Raw genomic sequence first — 15,423 nt, forward strand, 5'->3', positions numbered from 1 at the left:
CTCAGGGCCGGATGGTGGGGAGTTATCTCTGTCTTTGGGGCGTCTGGGTCGTGCGGGAGGGAGAGGGTAAAGAGGGCTGAGTTTAGTGGTGTGGTCAGCTGGGAACCCGGAGGCTAGTGCTTGTGAGGGGTTGTTAATACGCGGGAAAGAAGGGGATCAAAATCCCCGCCATCAGCGCGGGGATTGTGGTCAGAGCGTCAGGATGAGCCCTTAGTACATGGCCTCGCCGCCACTCAGCATCTCGTGCAGCTTGGTTTTCTGCTCGGCGGTCAGCACCTTGCTCACTTCGAACAGGTAATGGGCGCGATAGTAGCGGGCTTCGGCCTGCACGCTGCTGATGGTTTGCAGCTGTTTCTTGGCGGCGGCCTCGTCCCACTTGCCGGTCTTGATCATGTTGACGATGACGTCCTGACCGATGGCATCGAGCTTGACCGAGCTCATGTTCTTGACTGCCTGCTCACGCAGACCCTTGATCTGTTCCACTTGTGCGGAGGAGAGGTTCAGCTCCTGTGCCAGAGTGGTCTCGCTCTGCAGCTCGGGGGCGCTTTCGGCGGCGATGGTATTGGTGGCAAAACAGATCGCCAGGGCAGCCATGGCGACTTTAAATTGATGCTTCATCTATTTTCTCCATTGGAACCGCGCTCATGGCGGTGCTTGCTGATTATAGGAAGCCCCCATGTACTGAAGCTTAAGCGATGACAACTTGTTGATGTGCTGGGCGTTATGCATAAAGCCTGCGACAGCTGCTGTCCCTGGTCTGAACCGGTCGCCACGGGGGAGCTGGTTGGTTGCTCGGGGTCCGGGGCGATCGCATAATGAAGCCGGGTTTGGCCAAAGAGGGCATTGATGATGGGGCTTGAGACAGAGATCGCCCGCTTATCCCGGGAGCTGGGCGAGGCGCTGACGGCGCGGGGCTGGCTGGCCGCCACGGCGGAGTCTTGCACCGGCGGCGGCGTCGCCACCGCCATCACCGACATCGCGGGCAGCTCAGGCTGGTTCGATCGGGGGTTCGTCACCTACACCAATGAGGCCAAGCAGCAGATGCTGGGGGTCAGCATCGACAACCTGCTGCGCCACGGTGCCGTCAGCGAGGCCGTGGTGCTGGAGATGGCCAGGGGCGCGCTGGCGCGCTCCGACGCGGGGATCAGCGTCGCCATCAGCGGCATCGCCGGGCCGGGTGGCGGCAGCGACGACAAGCCGGTTGGCACCATCTGGTTCGCCTGGGCGGACAAGAGCGGGCGTCAGCACTCCTTGCTGGCCCGCTTCGACGGCGACCGGCGCCAGGTTCGCCAGCAGGCGGTCAGGCAGGCATTGTCCGGGCTGTTGGCCCTGCTCAGATAAATTGGGCTTGATACTGTATGAATAGACAGTATACTTAGCCCGACTTCACTTCTTCATCACGATTCCCAGCGGAGATTGGCATGGATCAGAACAAACAGAAGGCACTGGCGGCTGCGCTGGGCCAGATTGAAAAGCAGTTCGGCAAGGGTTCAATCATGCGTCTTGGCGACAGCAAGACCATGGACATCGAAGCCATCTCCACCGGTTCCCTCTCCCTGGACGTGGCGCTGGGCATCGGCGGCCTGCCGTGTGGTCGTATCGTCGAGATCTACGGTCCGGAATCATCTGGTAAGACAACCCTGACCCTGCAGGTGATCGCGGAAGCCCAGAAGAAAGGCAAGGTCTGTGCCTTCATCGATGCGGAACACGCGCTGGATCCCATCTATGCCGCCAAGCTGGGCGTCAACGTCGATGATTTGCTGATCTCCCAGCCGGATACCGGTGAACAGGCGCTGGAGATCTGCGACATGCTGGTGCGCTCCAACGCGGTCGACGTCATCATCGTCGACTCGGTGGCCGCCCTGACGCCGAAGGCGGAAATTGAAGGCGAGATGGGGGATTCCCACGTCGGTCTGCAGGCCCGCCTGATGTCCCAGGCGCTGCGCAAGCTGACCGCCAACATCAAGAACGCGAACTGCCTCTGTATCTTCATCAACCAGATCCGGATGAAGATTGGCGTCATGTTCGGCAGCCCCGAGACCACCACGGGTGGTAACGCGCTCAAGTTCTACGCCTCAGTGCGTCTCGACATTCGTCGCATCGGCGCCATCAAGGACGGCGATGAGGTGGTCGGTAACGAGACCCGCGTCAAGGTAGTCAAGAACAAGGTGGCCCCTCCCTTCAAGCAAGCCGAGTTCCAGATCTTCTACGGTGTCGGTATCTCCAAGGAGGGCGAGCTGGTGGATCTGGGCGTCAAGCACAAGCTGATCGACAAGGCCGGTGCCTGGTACAGCTACAACGGCGAGAAGATCGGTCAGGGCAAGGCCAACGTGATGAAGCTCTTCTCCGAGAACAAGGCGATGGCGGCCGAGGTCGAAGCCAGACTGCGTGAGCTGCTGCTCTCCGGTGATGTGCCGGCCGAGAAGCCGGTGGCGGCTGACGCTGACGAGCTCGAAGCCGAAAGCGAACAAGAGTTCGAATAACAGGAAGGCCGGGCTAACCCCCGGCCTTGTCATTTATGGCTGATGAATCGATACCCGAACCCGTCGAACCCTCGTTTGAGGAGCTGTTCGCCGCGGCCCGTACCTTTGCCATGCGCAGCCTGGCTCGCCGCGAGAGTGCCGAGTCCGAGCTGGCCGGCCGACTGCGCAGGCAGGGTTTCAACGCAGAGGTGATAGAGGCGGTGCTCGACTATTGCCGCGGCTACCACTGGATCGATGACGAACGCTATGGCGCCATGGCGGTGCGGGCCGGTGCCACCAAGGGGCAGGGCCCCATCAAGATCCGCTTCGATCTGCGCCGCAAGGGGCTCAGCGATGCCCAGATAGAGACCGCATTCGAGCAGCCTGAACTGGACTGGTTCGAATTGGCATCCGAGCTGCTGCAACGTCGGGCCAGGGCGAGCGATCTGGGCGACTTCAAGTTGCGGATGAAGTGGCTAAAGTATCTGCTCGGGCGAGGCTTCAATCAGGATCAGGCCCGTCATGCCATCTCGGCCATGCAGGAGCAGGGCGAGTAACGACCCGGTTCATACCGGCCACTTATTGCCTGACTGGTCTGAGTGCAATAGGGGCGATTAGCTGGCCGAATGGAGGATGCTCCAAACAAATTCCCCGGCGGTGCTTGCCGAGTCGGCCCGGCGCTGGTGGGCCCTAGCGCTACAAACGACACCTTTCCGCCTCTCGTTCTTCTTCCTGCCTCATGGCTCCTTTCCCCTGCTAATCTGAGAGTCCGTCCGCGATGCGTGCTTTTTCACCCATGGCGGGCCTGCGCGTTTTACTTTACCCCGCAGAAAACTTACATTAATGCGGTTAAAAGTCCGTATTCGAATCAAGCAGGATTTCCCATGTATATGTCCACGTCAGAGTTGCGCTCAGCGTTTCTCGAGTATTTCCGCTCCCAGGGGCACCAGGTTGTCTCCTCCAGCTCGCTGGTGCCGCATAACGACCCGACCCTGCTGTTCACCAACGCAGGTATGAACCAGTTCAAGGATACCTTCCTTGGCGCCGACAAGCGTGCCTATAACCGGGCCACCACGGCCCAGCGTTGCGTGCGGGCCGGCGGTAAGCACAATGACCTGGAAAACGTCGGCTATACCGCTCGTCACCACACCTTCTTCGAGATGCTGGGTAACTTCAGCTTCGGTGACTATTTCAAGCAGGACGCCATCCGTTTTGCCTGGGAATTCCTGACCGGGACCCTCAAGCTGCCCAAAGAGCGCCTGCTGGTCACCGTGTATGAAACGGATGATGAAGCCTTCAACATCTGGGCAAACGAAGTGGGCGTGCCAGTCGAGCGCATCGTACGCATCGGCGACAACAAGGGCGCCCCCTTTGCCTCCGATAACTTCTGGCAGATGGGCGATACCGGTCCGTGCGGCCCCTGCACCGAGATCTTCTATGACCACGGCGATCACCTCTGGGGTGGCCCTCCCGGTTCACCGGAAGAGGACGGCGACCGTTTCATCGAGATCTGGAACGTGGTGTTCATGCAGTTCAACCGTCAGGCCGACGGCACCATGGAACCGCTGCCCCGTCCGTCTGTGGACACCGGCATGGGTCTGGAGCGTATCTCCGCCATCATGCAGGGCGTCCACTCCAACTACGAGATCGACATCTTCCAGGCGTTGATCAAGAAGGCGGCCGAGATCGTCGGCACCACAGATCTGAGCAATCAGTCCCTGCGCGTCATCGCCGACCACATCCGCTCCTGCGCCTTCCTGGTGGCAGACGGTGTCATGCCCTCCAACGAGGGTCGTGGCTATGTGCTGCGCCGTATCATCCGCCGCGCCGTGCGCCACGGTCGCAAGCTGGGTGCCACCGAGGTGTTCTTCTACAAGCTGGCCGCCGAGCTCGCGGTGCAGATGAAGGACGTAGGCCCTGAACTCATCGCCCAGCTGCCGCTGGTCGAGCGCGTGTTGCGCATCGAGGAAGAGCAGTTCGTCCGCACTCTGGATCGCGGCTTGCTGTTGCTGGAGGACGTGCTGGCGAACCTGGGTGATGCCAAGGTCATCCCGGGCGAGGTGGTGTTCAAGTTGTATGACACCTACGGCTTCCCGGCGGACTTGACCGCCGATGTGGTGCGCGAGCGCGAGATCGGCATCGACGAAGAAGGTTTCCGTGTCGAGATGGAGAAGCAGCGCGCCCGTGCGAAAGAGGCCTCCAGCTTCGGTGTGAACTACAACGAGGTGTTGAAACTCGATTTCGAGACCCCATTTACCGGTTACAAGCAGCTGAGCCAAACGACTCAGGTGGTCGGCATCTACAAGGATGCTATTGAAGTGAGCGGCCTGATCGCCGGTGAAGAAGCCGTGATCGTGCTGGCCGAGACCCCCTTCTACGCCGAATCCGGCGGCCAGGTGGGTGACAGCGGCATCCTCAAGGTGGATGACGGCATCTTCGCCGTGACCGACACCCAGAAAGCGGGCAAGGCCATCATTCACAAGGGCTATCTGGAGCTGGGTACCCTGGAGAAGGGGGCCGTGGTGGAAGCCGTGGTCGATGGGGAGCGCCGCCAGGCCGTGGCCCTGAACCACTCGGTCACCCACCTGCTGCACGCAGCCCTGCGCCAGGCGCTGGGTGATCACGTGACCCAGAAGGGCTCGCTGGTCGGGGCCGATCGCATGCGCTTCGACTTCTCCCACTTCGAAGGCCTGACCATGGCGACCATTCGCCGGGTTGAGGAGCTGGTCAACGCCCAGATCCGTGCCAACCACGATGTCGTCACCCAGGTGATGGATCTGGAAGCGGCCAAGTCCGCCGGCGCCATGGCGCTGTTTGGCGAGAAATATGAAGACGATGTGCGGGTCGTGCGCATGGGTGACTACTCCACCGAGCTGTGTGGCGGTACTCACGCCAAGCGTACCGGTGACATCGGCTTCTTCAAGATCATCGCCGAGAGCGGTGTCGCCGCCGGGGTGCGCCGCATCGAGGCGGTGACCGGCAAGGGCGCCATCGACTTCATGCACCAGCTGGCAGAGCAGTTTGAAGAAGCCGCGGCCCTGGTGAAAGGGGATCAGTTCTCCATCGGCAGCAAGGTGCGCCAGCTGCTGGACAAGTCCAGGATGATGGAACGCGAGCTGGAGCAGCTCAAGGCCAAGCTGGCCGCTCAGGCCGGCAGCGACCTGCTGAGCCAGGTGGTCGAGATCAAGGGTCAGAAGGTGCTGATCGCCGCACTGGACGGGGCCGATCCCAAGTCCCTGCGCGGCATGCTGGACGAGCTGAAGAACCGGATGAAGTCCGGTGTCGTGCTGCTGGCGACCTGCAGCGATGACAAGGTCAACCTGATCGCCGGTGTGACCAACGATCTGACCGCCAAGGTGAAGGCCGGCGAGCTGGTCAACCTGGTGGCCCAGCAGGTGGGCGGCAAGGGCGGTGGTCGTCCCGACATGGCCCAGGCGGGGGGAACCCAGCCAGAAGCCGTGCCGGCGGCGCTGCAATCCGTTCACTCCTGGTTGGAAGAGCGCCTGTAAACGGGCGAGGTGATCTGTGGCACTTTATGTACAGAAGTACGGCGGCACCTCGGTCGGCACGCTGGAGCGGATCGAGGCGGTGGCTGAGCGGGTTCAGCTGAGCCGAGCCCAAGGACACGATGTGGTGGTGGTGGTGTCCGCCATGTCGGGCGAAACCAACCGGTTGCTGGGCATGGCCCAGCAACTGGATCCTGATGCCAATCGGCGCGAGATGGATGTGCTGGTCTCCACCGGTGAGCAGGTCACCATAGCGCTGCTGGCAATCGCGTTGAACAAACGGGGTTGTGCTGCGGTCTCAATGACCGGTGATCAGGTGCGTATCCACACCGATTCCGCCTATGGCAAGGCCAGGATCAGCCACATAGATACCGAGCAGGTTCAGTCTGCACTGAGCGCGGGCAAGGTGGTGGTGATCGCCGGTTTCCAGGGCCGCGATGAGCACAACGCCATCACGACCCTGGGGCGTGGCGGTTCGGATACCACGGCGGTGGCGGTCGCGGCGGCCATCAAGGCCGATGAATGCCAGATCTTTACCGATGTGGATGGGGTCTATACCACTGATCCGCGCATCGAGCCCAAGGCCAGGCGCCTTTCCACCATCACCTTCGAGGAGATGCTGGAGATGGCGAGCCTGGGGGCCAAGGTGCTGCAGATCCGTTCGGTGGAGTTCGCGGGCAAGTACCGCGTGCCACTGCGGGTGCTGTCGAGTTTTGTCGACGGAGAGGGAACCTTGATCACATATGGAGATGAGAGGATGGAAGCACCCCTGGTATCCGGCATCGCGTTCAATCGCAATGAGGCCAGCCTGACCATTCTGGGTGTGCCGGACAGGCCCACCGTGGCGGCGCAGATCCTCAATCCGATCAGCGATGCCAACATTGATGTCGACATGATAGTGCAGAACACCCTGGGGGATGGCACCGCCGATTTTACCTTCACGGTGAATCGGGATGACTATCGCCGGGCCCGTGCGCTGCTGGAGGAGACCGCCACCGAGCTGGGGGCCGCCTGCGTGCAGGGCAACGGGGAGATCGCCAAGGTCTCCATCGTTGGGGTCGGCATGTGGAATCACCCCGGCGTCGCTCGCACCATGTTTAAGGTATTGGGCGAGGAGGGGATCAACATGCAGTTGATTTCCACCTCTGAAATCAAGATATCCGTAGTGATTGACGAGAAGTACCTGGAGCTGGCGGTGCGCGCGTTGCACTCCGCTTTCGGGCTGGATAATGAGCCTCATGAGCAGCCCTTGGGGAACAATCCCTGATTGATTTAGTTTCAACCATTTACCATATCGGTATCTTTGTAAGATAATGTCGCATATCGATATAAATACAAAACAGGATACAGGAGCAAGCGAATGCTTATTTTGACTCGTCGTGTAGGGGAAACCCTGATGATTGGTGACGAAGTGACTGTCACCGTACTGGGCGTTAAAGGCAATCAGGTTCGTATCGGTGTGAACGCACCGAAAGAGGTCTCCGTGCACCGCGAAGAGATCTACATGCGGATACAGGCCGAGAAAGTCCCGGGCCAACCGAATTTCTAAGCCGCATCGATAGCTGCTTTTAAGGCGACACTTGCTGTGTCGCCTTTTGTTTTTCTGGCCCGGCAGAATGGGCCTGCAGGGGGCGGAACTACAGGGTAAGTACCGATATTGTTTGAATATTCCACTCTTTGACCAAATGCTGAGCGAACGCTCTGTTTTCTCCAAAAAAGTGTTTGACTAAAAATCCCTGTGAAGTATTATCAGCCCCGCAAACGGAGAGGTGGCCGAGAGGCTGAAGGCGCTCCCCTGCTAAGGGAGTATGCGGCTTATACCCGCATCGGGGGTTCGAATCCCCCCTTCTCCGCCATTTGCGCCCGTAGCTCAGCTGGATAGAGTACCTGGCTACGAACCAGGTGGTCGGAGGTTCGAATCCTCCCGGGCGCACCATATTACGACTCAAGCAAGAGTCATGTGTTGACCATCAGCAAGTCGACACTTTAGAAAAGGCTTACTGATAAGTAGGCTTTTTTTATCGTTTTAAATCAGGGCGCCCGTAGCTCAGCTGGATAGAGTACCTGGCTACGAACCAGGTGGTCGGAGGTTCGAATCCTCCCGGGCGCACCATTTAAAGTGAAATCAAAGATTTATGAGCGCCCGTAGCTCAGCTGGATAGAGTACCTGGCTACGAACCAGGTGGTCAGAGGTTCGAATCCTCTCGGGCGCACCATTTTGAAAGCAGTGTCAAAAGTTTGTGAGCGCCCGTAGCTCAGCTGGATAGAGTACCTGGCTACGAACCAGGTGGTCGGAGGTTCGAATCCTCCCGGGCGCACCATTTTGAAAGCAGTGTTAACAGTTAATGAGCGCCCGTAGCTCAGCTGGATAGAGTACCTGGCTACGAACCAGGTGGTCGGAGGTTCGAATCCTCCCGGGCGCACCATACAGACAGCCTCGACTTAGGTCGGGGCTGTTTTTTTATGGGCCGCCGCCGGATGACGACATGTCTGCGCTGCGGCCGCACTCGGCGCCGCCTCCGTCAGGGTGCCGGCATGTCTCGCCCCAAGGCCTTATCCCCTGCGCTATCACCTCATACGGCGTTCCATTGCCCAGTCATGGTATGGCGTCAGCCAAGTGCCTTGGCTGCGCCCAGAGCGTGCAGGCGCGCCGGTTGGTGTCATCGAACGCGAGCCCGTCAGCGGGCAATAAAAAAGGATGCCAAGGCATCCTTTTTTCATTCTGGCGAGGCGATCAGCTCTTGAGCCACTTGCGAATGCGGTTGGCATCCCCGATCGGGGTGCGCTTGCCCACCGAGTTGAGCAGCACGATGGCGAGCTCCTGGCGGTCCGGTTTGGCGCGCATCAGCAGGCAGCGGCCCGCCTCGTCGGTGAAACCGGTCTTGGAGAGGCGCACGTCCCAGTCCGGGTTCTTCACCAGCGGATTGGTGTTGTTGAACATCAGGCTGTAGGCCGGAGCCATGAAGCGCATCTCCATGTTGGTGTCCTGGGTGAACTGGCGGATCAGCGGCTGGCGATAGGCCGCCGAGATGAGCCTGGCCAGATCCTGGGCGGTGGAGACGTTGCGGGTCGACAGGCCGGTGGAGTCATAGAAGCGGCTGTTGCGCATGCCGAGCTGTTTGGCCTTGTTGTTCATGGCGCGGATGAAGGCCGAGCGGCCACCCGGGTAGTGACGGGCCAGGGCCGAGGCCATGCGGTTCTCTGAGGACATCAGCGCCAGGTGCAGGGCATCGCGGCGGGTCACCTTGGTGCCGAAACGCACCCGGGAATAGGTGTGCTTGATGTTGTCCCTGTCGTTCTGATCGACGGTCAGGGTCTGGCTCAGGCTCTGACGGGCATCCAGCACCACCAGGGCGGTCATCAGCTTGGTGAGGGAGGCGATGGGACGCACCCGGGTGGCATTCTTCTGATAGAGCGTCTTGCCCGTGTTGACGTCCATCACCAGAGCACTGCCCGATTGCAACTTCAGATTGGCCGGGTTGGGCGCCGCCAGGGCCGCAGGCAATCCGAGCAATCCAGCCAACCCACACAGCAGCGCAATTGCGCGAATTCGACACCCCATACAACCGACTCCATCCACAGCGAAAAAAGGCGCTAGATTCACTCATTTTTGCCCTTGCTTTACAAGAGCGGCGGCGAGGAATTCGTCATTATTTCCATAAAAAAGGGCCGCCCCTGGCGACCCTGATGATTTGTCTCAGCCTTTGCCTCAATCCCGGGAGGCGGGGGCCTTGCGTTTGCTCAGCCAGCGCCAGATCAATGCGATCAAACCGCCGACCAGCAGCACCAGCGGCAGGCAGAGGATGATGCTGAGGAACTGGGACTCATACTGTGCGGCCAGCTTGGTGTGGCTCAGGTAATAACCCAGCCCGACCAGCGGGCAGATCCACATGATGGAGCTGATCAGGTTGACGATGAGGAAGCGCCCCTGCGGTATCTCGTTGGCGCCGACGATGTAGGGATAGGCGGTGCGCACGAAGGCGATGTAGCGGGCGGTGATCAGGGTAATGATGCCGTACTTGTTGAGCAGGTAGTGCACCTTCTCCTTGTGTTTGTCGTCCAGGTGGGACATCAGCCTGTGGTACATCTGGGTATGGCCGAGAAAGCGCCCCTGCATGTAGCCGCACCAGGTGCCGACGAAGGTAGCCATGATCAGCAGCGGAATGACCGCCAGCGGCAGCACGCCCTGATAGATGAGCACGCCGGTCAGGATCAGCAGGGTGTCGCCGGGCAGGAAGGCGGTCGGGATGAAGCCATTCTCCAACACCAGGAAGGTCAGCAGGACGATATAGACCATGAAGACCATCTTGGGATCGGACAGGGTCGCCAGATCCTGATTAATGAAGGCGTGAGCCAGGTGGTAAAACTGCTCCATACGTGCAAACTCCGCAGATTAGCTGGGTTGGTCGGTCAAGGGCATGGCAAGCACCTTGTCGATGCGCAGGCCGTCCATATCTACAATTTCCAGTTGCCACTGTTCCAGGGTGACCAGGTCTCCGGTCCGGGGAAGGCGACCAAGGAGCAGCATGATAAGCCCTCCAAGGGTGTGATAGTGATGTTTTTCTTCTTCCGGCAAGCGGACCAGCTCCAGACAATCTTTCAGCTCCGGCAGGGGGATGAGGCCATCCAGCAGCCAGCTGCCGTCGGCGCGCTGGAATGCCCAGTTGTCCTCACCATCCTCCTGCTGGAAGTCACCGGCCAGGGTCTCCAGCAGATCCTGCTGAGTGACCAGCCCCTGCAGCTCGCCATACTCGTCCACCACCAGCACCATGTGTTCGGAGTGGGCGCGGAAGTGATTGAGCAGCTCGAGGCCGTTGAGGGTCTCCGGCAGCAGGCTGCCATCCTGGGTGAGGGCCGCCAGATCGATGGGCTCCCCCTTGATGTAGGCGTGCAGCACCTTGTTGACGTTGAGGATGCCCACCAGATCCGACAGGCTGCCGTCACAGACCGGGAAGAAGCTGTGGCGATACTCCACCAGTCGCTGCAGGTTGGTCTCCAGTGGCAGGGAGAGATCCAGATAGCGGATGTCGCTGCGCGGCACCATCAGGGAGGCCAGGCTGCGCTCGTCGAGACGAAACACATTGCGCAGCATGGTGTGTTCCTGATCCTCGATGATGCCAGCCTCGGAGCCCTCCACCAGCATGGCGTGGATCTCCTCCTGGGTGACGTTGTTGCTGTTGTTCTGATCGACCCGCAGGATGCGCAGGCTGGCATGGGTCGAGGCCGACAGCAACCAGACGAAGGGGCGGGTCAGGGTCGCCAGCCACTGCATGGGGCGGGCCACCAGGCAGGCGATGCGTTCGGCATTGAGCTGGCCGAGGCGCTTGGGGACCAGCTCCCCCACCACTATGGAGAGGTAGGTGACCAGCACCACAACGATGACGGTGGCGAGCAGGCTGCTGCTCTTGGCGGAGAGGCCCCACTCCTGCAGCCATTGTGCGAAGGGTTGTGCCAGCAGGGACTCACCGTAGATACCGTTGAGTAGGCCGATGCTGGTGATGCCTATCTGGACGGCAGAGAGGAAATGGGTCGGATTCTCGCCCAGTTTGAGCGCAATGGCGGCGGAGCGGCTGCCTTCGCTTGCCATCTTGCTGAGGCGGGCCTTGCGCGCGGTGACGATGGCGATTTCCGACATGGCGAAGACGCCATTGAGCAAAATCAATCCGAGCAGGATCAATATTTCCATACTGCGACAGCACTCCAAATAGAAAAGATCGCTGGCAGTGTAATGAATTTACGGGCGATGCGCTTGTGAAAGCGGGTGACTGGGCTCGCTAATTTTTCAATTGCGTGGGGAAGAAAAGCGGCCTTGCCGGGCGCTGGACAACCGAAAGCCGCCATCCTCTGGAGGCTGCGGCATGGTGGGACCGGCGGTGAGCCAATAAAAAAGCCCCCGATAAACGGGGGCTTGTCGCGAAGCGGGGTCGCTTACAGGGCGGCGATCTCGACCTGCTGGGCTTCCAGCTTGACCAGCTGGAGGCGGTACTCCTCCAGCTTCTCGCGCTCCTTGGCGATGACCGCCTCCGGCGCCTTGGCCACGAAGGCCTCGTTGCCGAGCTTGCCTTCGATGCGGGCGCATTCACCGGTCAGCTTGGCCACCTCTTTGGCCAGACGGGCCAGCTCGGCTTCCTTGTCGATGAGGCCGGCCATGGGGATCATCAGCTCGGTGCTGCCGATCAGCTTCTTCACCGACAGCGGGGCGACGTCGCCGTCTGCCAGCACGCGGATGGACTCCAGGCGAGCGAGGGACTTGAGGAAGGCCTCGTTGTCACCGGCGCGCTGGGCATCCTTGGCATCGCACTGGAGCAGCACGTTGAGGCCCACGCTCGGCGCCACGTTCATCTCGGCGCGGATGTTGCGGATGCCGACGATGAACTCCTTCACCCACTCCTGATCCGCCATGGCGGTCTCATCCAGCCTGGCGGCATCGAACTCTGGGAAGGGCTGCAGCATGATGGTGTCGGCATGGACCCCGGTCAGCGGCGCCACCGATTTCCAGATGGTCTCGGTGATGAACGGAATGATGGGGTGCGCCAGGCGCAGCAGGGTTTCCAGCACAGTCACCAGGGTGTGACGGGTGGCACGCTGCTCGGCCTCGGAGCCCTTGCCCAGCACCGGCTTGGTCAGCTCCAGATACCAGTCGCAGAACTGGTTCCAGATAAATTCGTACAGCACGCCGGCGGCCATGTCGAAGCGGTAGGTGTCGAGCGCGGTGCGGAAGTCGCGGATGGCGACCTGCAGCTGGGACTGGATCCAGCGATCCGCCAGGCTGAACTGCATCTCGCCGCCATTCAGACCGCAATCCTGCTCTTCGGTGTTCATCAGCACGTAGCGGGAGGCGTTCCACAGCTTGTTGCAGAAGTTGTTGTAACCGTCCAGGCGCTTCATGTCCCAGTTGATGTCACGACCCGTGCTGGCCAGCGCCGCCAGGGTGAAGCGCAGGGCGTCGGTGCCGTGGGCCTCGATCCCTTCCGGGAACTGCTTGGCGGTGCGCTTGCCGATCTTCTCGGCCATCTGCGGTTGCATCATGTTGCCGGTGCGCTTCTCCAGCAGATTTTCCAGGCTGATACCGTCGATCATGTCGAGCGGGTCCAGCACGTTGCCCTTGGACTTGGACATCTTCTGGCCCTCTTCATCCCGGATTAGGCCGGTGATGTAGACGGTCTTGAAGGGAACCTGCGGGGTGCCATCTTCGTTCTTGATGAAGTGCATGGTCATCATGATCATCCGGGCAATCCAGAAAAAGATGATGTCGAAGCCGCTCATCAGCACGTCGGTCGGGTGGAAGGTCTTGAGCGCTTCTGTGTTGTTCGGCCAGCCCAGGGTGGAGAAGGTCCACAGGGCGGAGCTGAACCAGGTGTCGAGCACGTCTTCGTCCTGACGCAGCACGGTCACGGACGGGATGTTGTGCTTGGCGCGCACCTCGGCCTCGTCGCGGCCGACGTAGACCTTGCCGGATTCGTCATACCAGGCCGGGATGCGGTGACCCCACCACAGCTGACGGGAGACGCACCAGTCCTGAATGTCGCGCATCCAGGAGAAGTACATGTTCTCGTACTGCTTGGGCACGAACTGGATGCGACCATCTTCCACCGCCTCGATGGCGGTCTTGGCCATGGGGGCCACGCGTACGTACCACTGGTCGGTCAGCATGGGTTCGATGGGCACGCCACCGCGATCGCCGTAGGGCTGTTGCAGCACGTGATCCTTGGTCTCGCTCAGCAGGCCCAGCTCGTCCAGTCTGGCCAGGATGGCCTTGCGGGCGGCGAAGCGCTCCAGCCCGGCGAATTCGGTCGGCAGGGCGGCGTCATAGGCGGTGCAGGGGTTGCCGTTGGTGTCGACCACTTCGGCCTCGGCGCGCACGTGGGCGTCCAGGGTGAAGATGTTGATCATCGGCAGGTTGTGGCGCTTGCCCACTTCGTTATCGTTGAAGTCGTGGGCCGGGGTGATCTTCACGCAGCCGGTGCCCTTCTCCATGTCGGCGTGTTCATCGGCGACGATGGGGATCAGACGGTTCACCAGTGGCAGCAGTATGTGCTGGCCGATCAACGCCTTGTAACGCGGGTCTTCCGGGTTCACGGCGACGGCGGTATCACCCAGCATGGTCTCGGGACGGGTGGTGGCGACGATCAGGTGATCCTGGCCTTCGGCGGTCTTGGCGCCATTTGCCAGCGGATAACGCAGGTGCCACATGTGGCCCTTGATCTCGCGGTTTTCCACTTCCAGATCGGAGATGGCGGTGTTGAGCTTGGGATCCCAGTTCACCAGACGCTTGCCACGGTACATCAGGCCATCTTCATACAGACGCACGAATACTTCCTGCACGGCTTCGGAGAGGCCCTCGTCCATGGTGAAGCGCTCGCGCTCCCAGTCCACTGAGTCACCGAGGCGACGCATCTGACGGGTGATGGTGCCGCCGGACTCTTCCTTCCACTGCCAGATCTTGTCGATGAAGGCATCGCGGCCGTAGTCGTGACGGGTCTTGCCCTCTTCGGCGGCGATCTTGCGCTCCACCACCATCTGGGTGGCGATGCCGGCGTGGTCACAGCCCGCCTGCCACAGGGTGTTCTTGCCCTGCATGCGGTTGTAGCGGATCAGGGTGTCCATCAGGGTCTGCTGGAAGGCATGACCCATGTGCAGGCTGCCGGTGACGTTCGGCGGCGGGATCATGATGCAGAAGGAGTCTTTGCTGGTGTCACCGTGGGGCTTGAAGTAACCCTGGGATTCCCAGTGCTGGTAGAGCGCCTGTTCGATGGCGTTGTGATTAAAAGTCTTTTCCATGGTCTCGCCGTATTCTGGATGAATTCTGGTGTTGATGGGGTCTGGATCGCGGGGGCGGCAGTCAGGGCTGCGCCGGATCCGGTGCGGCAAGGACGGGCTGATCCCTCATCTCGAGGGCATGGCCTGCCTGGCGATAGTGCTTGTAGCGCTCGCGGGCTTGCTGCTTTCGCGTTTCGTCAGTGGGAACAAAATCTACCACTTGAGCGAAGTGTCCTGCAAACAAAGGTGTCTGTTCGGCCAGATTGATGAGGCAGGCATAGCGCCGCTTCGGTGGTTGGCAGCCGATCTCGACTGGGGCCTGACCGGTCTCGCCCTGCAACTGGTGCGGCACGAAGCGATCCGGTGGCAGCTGCCACAGCAGCTCGTCCAGGCGCTCGGCCTGAGCCTGGTCCGCACAATGCAGATAGAGATGGCCCGCGCCCCAGGCATCGGCCGCCAGCTGGCAGGCGAGCCGCTCGACGGCGGAAGCCTGCGCGTCATCCGGCTCACTCATCAGGTAAAAGGTCACTTGGCTCATCAGGTTGGGTCCCGTTTGGCTGTGACGGACAGCGATTGGCCGTCGGTGGGGGGCCATGCCGGGCATGGTTCCCCCAGTTCTCTCAATGAAACAAGGAAGAGGCGGGCCTCTTCCTTGTGATACGAGTCAACGCCTCACCGCCGCGCACAGGGTGCGG

General features: G+C 60.8%; 12 protein-coding genes and 6 tRNA genes. 12 read left to right on the plus strand and 6 right to left on the minus strand.

Annotated elements, in window-relative coordinates:
* Positions 1-210: 210 nt before the first annotated feature.
* On the minus strand, positions 211-618 hold the full coding sequence (locus tag KW821_RS08430; RefSeq protein WP_232018896.1) for a Spy/CpxP family protein refolding chaperone: 408 nt from the start codon (positions 616-618) through the stop codon (positions 211-213).
* Positions 619-849: 231 nt separating this feature from the next.
* On the opposite strand from KW821_RS08430, the gene pncC reads away from it, so the two are divergent.
* From pncC to KW821_RS08490, 12 genes are all read left to right on the plus strand, one after another.
* Positions 850-1,341 carry a nicotinamide-nucleotide amidase gene (gene pncC / locus KW821_RS08435; protein WP_042652195.1) on the plus strand — a complete coding sequence of 164 codons (492 nt, stop codon included), beginning with the start codon at positions 850-852 and terminating at the stop codon, positions 1,339-1,341.
* An 80-nt stretch (positions 1,342-1,421) separates the two neighbouring features.
* A complete protein-coding gene (recA, locus tag KW821_RS08440) occupies positions 1,422-2,483 on the plus strand; it encodes a recombinase RecA (protein WP_042652046.1) in 1,062 nt (353 codons plus the stop codon).
* A 35-nt stretch (positions 2,484-2,518) separates the two neighbouring features.
* Positions 2,519-3,019, plus strand: a complete 501-nt coding sequence (locus KW821_RS08445) for a regulatory protein RecX (protein WP_218291124.1) — start codon at positions 2,519-2,521, stop codon at positions 3,017-3,019.
* Positions 3,020-3,346: 327 nt separating this feature from the next.
* The gene (alaS, locus tag KW821_RS08450; protein WP_218291125.1) at positions 3,347-5,971 is read left to right on the plus strand and encodes an alanine--tRNA ligase; all 2,625 of its coding nucleotides are present in this window, start codon (positions 3,347-3,349) and stop codon (positions 5,969-5,971) included.
* Positions 5,972-5,987: 16 nt separating this feature from the next.
* Complete coding sequence (locus tag KW821_RS08455; protein ID WP_042652049.1) at positions 5,988-7,235, plus strand: aspartate kinase; 1,248 nt, start codon at positions 5,988-5,990, stop codon at positions 7,233-7,235.
* A gap of 93 nt (positions 7,236-7,328) precedes the next feature.
* Positions 7,329-7,517, plus strand: coding sequence for a carbon storage regulator CsrA (gene csrA / locus KW821_RS08460; RefSeq protein ID WP_005315760.1), 189 nt, complete (start codon positions 7,329-7,331; stop codon positions 7,515-7,517).
* Positions 7,518-7,731: 214 nt separating this feature from the next.
* Positions 7,732-7,824: transfer RNA gene (locus KW821_RS08465), tRNA-Ser, on the plus strand.
* Between the two features lie 3 nt (positions 7,825-7,827).
* A tRNA-Arg gene (locus KW821_RS08470) sits at positions 7,828-7,904 on the plus strand.
* A 100-nt stretch (positions 7,905-8,004) separates the two neighbouring features.
* A tRNA-Arg gene (locus KW821_RS08475) sits at positions 8,005-8,081 on the plus strand.
* A 26-nt stretch (positions 8,082-8,107) separates the two neighbouring features.
* Positions 8,108-8,184, plus strand: a tRNA-Arg gene (locus KW821_RS08480).
* Positions 8,185-8,212: 28 nt separating this feature from the next.
* A tRNA-Arg gene (locus KW821_RS08485) sits at positions 8,213-8,289 on the plus strand.
* Between the two features lie 28 nt (positions 8,290-8,317).
* Positions 8,318-8,394: transfer RNA gene (locus KW821_RS08490), tRNA-Arg, on the plus strand.
* Positions 8,395-8,702: 308 nt separating this feature from the next.
* On the opposite strand, the gene pbpG is transcribed toward KW821_RS08490, so the two are convergent.
* The 5 genes from pbpG to KW821_RS08515 form a co-directional block, all read right to left on the minus strand.
* On the minus strand, positions 8,703-9,530 hold the full coding sequence (gene pbpG / locus KW821_RS08495; RefSeq protein ID WP_042652050.1) for a D-alanyl-D-alanine endopeptidase: 828 nt from the start codon (positions 9,528-9,530) through the stop codon (positions 8,703-8,705).
* A 147-nt stretch (positions 9,531-9,677) separates the two neighbouring features.
* Positions 9,678-10,343, minus strand: a complete 666-nt coding sequence (locus KW821_RS08500) for a DedA family protein (protein ID WP_042652051.1) — start codon at positions 10,341-10,343, stop codon at positions 9,678-9,680.
* An 18-nt stretch (positions 10,344-10,361) separates the two neighbouring features.
* Positions 10,362-11,654 carry a hemolysin family protein gene (locus KW821_RS08505; RefSeq protein WP_042652052.1) on the minus strand — a complete coding sequence of 431 codons (1,293 nt, stop codon included), beginning with the start codon at positions 11,652-11,654 and terminating at the stop codon, positions 10,362-10,364.
* Between the two features lie 242 nt (positions 11,655-11,896).
* Positions 11,897-14,749, minus strand: a complete 2,853-nt coding sequence (locus KW821_RS08510) for a valine--tRNA ligase (protein ID WP_218291126.1) — start codon at positions 14,747-14,749, stop codon at positions 11,897-11,899.
* Positions 14,750-14,810: 61 nt separating this feature from the next.
* Positions 14,811-15,266 carry a DNA polymerase III subunit chi gene (locus tag KW821_RS08515; RefSeq protein ID WP_218291127.1) on the minus strand — a complete coding sequence of 152 codons (456 nt, stop codon included), beginning with the start codon at positions 15,264-15,266 and terminating at the stop codon, positions 14,811-14,813.
* Between the last annotated feature and the right edge of the window lie 157 nt (positions 15,267-15,423).

This window comes from Aeromonas sp. sif2416 (assembly GCF_019218665.1).
GTDB classification, from domain to species: domain Bacteria; phylum Pseudomonadota; class Gammaproteobacteria; order Enterobacterales; family Aeromonadaceae; genus Aeromonas; species Aeromonas encheleia.

Bases quoted from the DNA above. Each gene is read 5' to 3' on its own strand.
- alaS (WP_218291125.1), top strand. From the start codon at position 3,347: ATGTATATGTCCACGTCAGAGTTGCGCTCAGCGTTTCTCGAGTATTTC.
- KW821_RS08515 (WP_218291127.1), bottom strand. From the start codon at position 15,266: ATGAGCCAAGTGACCTTTTACCTGATGAGTGAGCCGGATGACGCGCAG.
- csrA (WP_005315760.1), top strand. From the start codon at position 7,329: ATGCTTATTTTGACTCGTCGTGTAGGGGAAACCCTGATGATTGGTGAC.
- KW821_RS08500 (WP_042652051.1), bottom strand. From the start codon at position 10,343: ATGGAGCAGTTTTACCACCTGGCTCACGCCTTCATTAATCAGGATCTG.
- KW821_RS08445 (WP_218291124.1), top strand. From the start codon at position 2,519: ATGGCTGATGAATCGATACCCGAACCCGTCGAACCCTCGTTTGAGGAG.
- KW821_RS08510 (WP_218291126.1), bottom strand. From the start codon at position 14,749: ATGGAAAAGACTTTTAATCACAACGCCATCGAACAGGCGCTCTACCAG.
- KW821_RS08430 (WP_232018896.1), bottom strand. From the start codon at position 618: ATGAAGCATCAATTTAAAGTCGCCATGGCTGCCCTGGCGATCTGTTTT.
- pncC (WP_042652195.1), top strand. From the start codon at position 850: ATGGGGCTTGAGACAGAGATCGCCCGCTTATCCCGGGAGCTGGGCGAG.
- pbpG (WP_042652050.1), bottom strand. From the start codon at position 9,530: ATGGGGTGTCGAATTCGCGCAATTGCGCTGCTGTGTGGGTTGGCTGGA.
- recA (WP_042652046.1), top strand. From the start codon at position 1,422: ATGGATCAGAACAAACAGAAGGCACTGGCGGCTGCGCTGGGCCAGATT.
- KW821_RS08505 (WP_042652052.1), bottom strand. From the start codon at position 11,654: ATGGAAATATTGATCCTGCTCGGATTGATTTTGCTCAATGGCGTCTTC.